The 3,346-nt window shown below is 27.7% G+C and carries 4 protein-coding genes; all 4 read right to left on the reverse strand.

Translation table 11 applies throughout. The annotated features are described in order from the left end of the window. Positions 1-1,149: bifunctional glutamate N-acetyltransferase/amino-acid acetyltransferase ArgJ (argJ, locus tag ACERKK_RS12320; protein WP_373773373.1), on the reverse strand; the 1,149-nt coding region annotated here is incomplete at its 3' end. A 1-nt stretch (position 1,150) separates the two neighbouring features. Further along, positions 1,151-2,272 (reverse strand): TrkA family potassium uptake protein, encoded by a 1,122-nt coding sequence (locus tag ACERKK_RS12325; RefSeq protein WP_373773374.1) that lies wholly within the window; start codon positions 2,270-2,272, stop codon positions 1,151-1,153. A 22-nt stretch (positions 2,273-2,294) separates the two neighbouring features. Further along, the gene (rpmB, locus tag ACERKK_RS12330) at positions 2,295-2,483 is read right to left on the reverse strand and encodes a 50S ribosomal protein L28 (protein WP_373773375.1); all 189 of its coding nucleotides are present in this window, start codon (positions 2,481-2,483) and stop codon (positions 2,295-2,297) included. 61 nt (positions 2,484-2,544) lie between these two features. After that, positions 2,545-3,346 (reverse strand): glycosyltransferase (locus ACERKK_RS12335; RefSeq protein WP_373773376.1); only part of this gene is annotated, 802 nt, incomplete at its 5' end.

Consider the following 3,346-nt stretch of genomic DNA (forward strand, 5'->3'; position numbering starts at 1 on the left):
TTTGTAACCTAAATCACAACCATATGCAGTAAAAGAACCCTCACCTAAGCCAATATCACAAAGAACTTTAAAAGATTTATTTTTCAATACATCTCCTGCTTTTTCTTCACATACTGCATCAAAACAGAATTCACCTTTATTATAAACAATCACATCATTATAAGAAATAACAAGTTTTTGCGCATCTGAGGCAATTTGACTTGCACCTATAGTTGAAGCAATTCTTCCAAAATTTGGATCTTCACCAAAAAGTGCAGTTTTAACAAGTAATGAGTTTGATAATGCTTTAGCAGCAGTTTGAGCATCTTCATTTGATGCTGCATTTATAACTTCAAAGGCAACTGATTTTTTAGCACCCTCTCCATCTGCTACCATTAACATAGCCATATCATGCATTACTAATCTTAGAGCTTCTGTAAATGCTTCTTTATCATATGAATTTGATTTTTTATTTGCAAGTATCATAACTGTATCATTAGTTGATGTATCACCATCAACAGAAATTGCATTAAATGTTGTATGAGAATTTACTTTTAAAGCTTCTTTCATATCTTCAGAAGGCACATTTGCATCTGTACAAATAAAACATAACATAGTTGCAAGATTTGGATTTATCATTCCTGCACCTTTTGCAACTGCACCAATTTTAAAAGATGTTCCATCTTCTAATTTAACTTCATACATACAATTTTTAGGATATGCATCAGTTGTCATAATTGCATGAGATAAGTTTTGTCCATTTTTTGCATTTAAATCAAATAACTTAGCACCATTTACTATTTTTTCAATTGGTAATGGATTCCCTATTACACCAGTTGAACTCATAATAGGATTTATTAAGTCATAAGAAAGAGAAGAAAAAATTGTATTTATATCATCAATACCTTTTTGTCCAGTTAATGCATTTGCATTTTTTGAATTAATTAATACAAAATTTGTTTTAAAGTTTTCTTCATACTGTAAAAAGTGCTTTAAAGGTGCTGCTTGAAATTTATTATTTGTAAAAATAGCTTGTACATCACAAGCTTCTTTAGTATAAATAAAACCTAAATCTTTAGCTCCACTTGGTTTTAAACCTGCGCTAATTCCATCACAATAGAAACCATCAATTTGGTCTATAAATCCCTTTATTGGTAAAATTGTAAACATTTTATATATCCTCTGGCTTTTGTGTTAAATTAATAATTCTTTTTGATCTAGCAATACCTTTTTGTGAACCAACTAATAATAATTTACAATTTGCATTAATAACAGTTGTTCCTTTTGGCATTTGAATAAATTTACCTTTTTTTTCAGTAATTCCAATAACCGATACTTTTAATCTATCTCTTAAATGTAAATCTTTAACTTCTCTATTTACAACCCATGAAGTTTCATTTACAATTACTTCTTCCATATCAATAGGAGTATCTCTTTTATATAAAAACTCATCAAGTACATTTTCCATATCTGGCCTAATAGCCATAGCAGAAACTCTTTTTGCCATTAAAGATGGTGTTGCAACTACCTTATCAGCTCCAAGTTTTTTAAGTCTAATTTTTTCATTTTGTGTTTCTGCATTTGAAATAATTAAAAAAGGACTTCTTCCTAACTCTTTTTCGTATAATCGAACTGATGCAATTAAGGTAATATTGTCTGATATATTTTTTGATAAAGATATAGCACCTTTTGCAGATGATAAGTGAGACTTTAAAAAAGCAAGTTCTTTGTATGGTTCTTCTTTTACAAAATAAGGATAACCATTCTCTTTTGCGATTTGCTCAAGATTTTCACTAGGGTCTACAACAACAAAAGGAATATGATTCTCTCTAAATTGTTTTGCTAATTGTAAAGTATATTCATTGTGATAAAAAATCACAAAGTGTCTTCTTAATCTTGCGATTTTATAAAGCATATTTCGTTCCTTATAAAGATCAAATAATCTACCTTTAATAACAGTATCTATTAAAATTGCAGTTGATAATGTAAATATTGCAAATCCAAAAATAATAAGTGTAACTGTAAAAAATCTTCCAGGTGCAGAAATAGGAGCAATTTCTCCAAATCCAACAGTAGTAAATGTAATACCTGTTTGAAATATAGCATCAAGTATAGTAAAATCATCAATGATTATGTATCCAAGTGTACCAATCATCATAATAACTTGAAGTAATACTAAGGGTAGTCTAAATGGTTTTAATTGAGAGTAGATTACGGGGTTTAAGTCGTATTCAGGCTTGGCTGAGCGTATTTCCCAGCCAAGGGCTTTTTTGATTCGTTTAAAGAAATTCATTAAAGCGCTTTTCTAGCACTTTTTATGAATTCTTTTTAAGAGTTCTTAATTCTTTCGCAGAAATCTTAATTTTTTGAGTAGTACCGTCATCTAAAGTAACTCTAACTACTCTTAAGTTTGGTAAAAATCTTCTTTTAGTTCTGTTTTTTGCATGACTTACGTTGTTTCCAACCATAGGTCCTTTTCCTGATATAGCACATCTTCTTGACATTTGTCTTCCTTCTGTAGTGAAAAATATTTGCGTATTCTATCAAAAATTTCTTAATTGTAATTTAAATACTGTGTATTATATCATTTAATTTTTCTAAATTTTTTGATAGTGTATATTCTTTTGCAATTTTTCTATTTTGTTTTTTTATTAATTTTAGATCACTCTTACTATTTAATAACGCATCAACCTTAAAAGGTGTAGAGCTATCACTTGGACTTTCCATCATAGAAAACACATCAAGTAACTCTTTTGCATGATTATCAAAACTTACAAAAACTGCACATTTACAATACATTGCTTTTAGTACACTAAGTGCAAAACTTGTATTATAAGTAGGTAAAATAAATATATCACTAATATAAAACAAATCGTCCATATTTGGATAATCTTCAATTAAAATTAGTTTATTACCTGTATTGAATTTTGAAATCTGAAATCGTAAATTATTTATAGCAGTAGAATCTCCTGCAATTATAACCTGAAAATCTTTAGAAGTAAGAGTGTATATGATTTCAATAAACTCTTTTATGCCAGATTTTTTCAAATTCTTTGCAGTAAACAATATAATTTTATTTTTTTTATCTATATTTAGCTCATCACAAATTTCAGTTTTAATATCTTTAATTTTTTTATCTTCAATATTTATACTTGGATAAATAACAGATATATTCTCTTTTTGTATTTTTGTTTTTAATAATACTTCTTCTTCAATAGCTTTTGAGTTTACAATTACTTTTTTTGAATTTTCAATTAAATCTATTGCTTTAGTATCCACAATTCCTGAATGAAAAAAGATATCTGGATATTCTTGTTTTGAAAATGTAAGTTTTTTTATAAAAGAAGGCTCTTTTATAGTTTTAATA

Origin of the sequence: Poseidonibacter sp. (assembly GCF_041821165.1) — a bacterium.
Classification (GTDB): domain Bacteria; phylum Campylobacterota; class Campylobacteria; order Campylobacterales; family Arcobacteraceae; genus Poseidonibacter.

Bases quoted from the DNA above. Each gene is read 5' to 3' on its own strand.
- ACERKK_RS12325 (WP_373773374.1), bottom strand. From the start codon at position 2,272: ATGAATTTCTTTAAACGAATCAAAAAAGCCCTTGGCTGGGAAATACGC.
- rpmB (WP_373773375.1), bottom strand. From the start codon at position 2,483: ATGTCAAGAAGATGTGCTATATCAGGAAAAGGACCTATGGTTGGAAAC.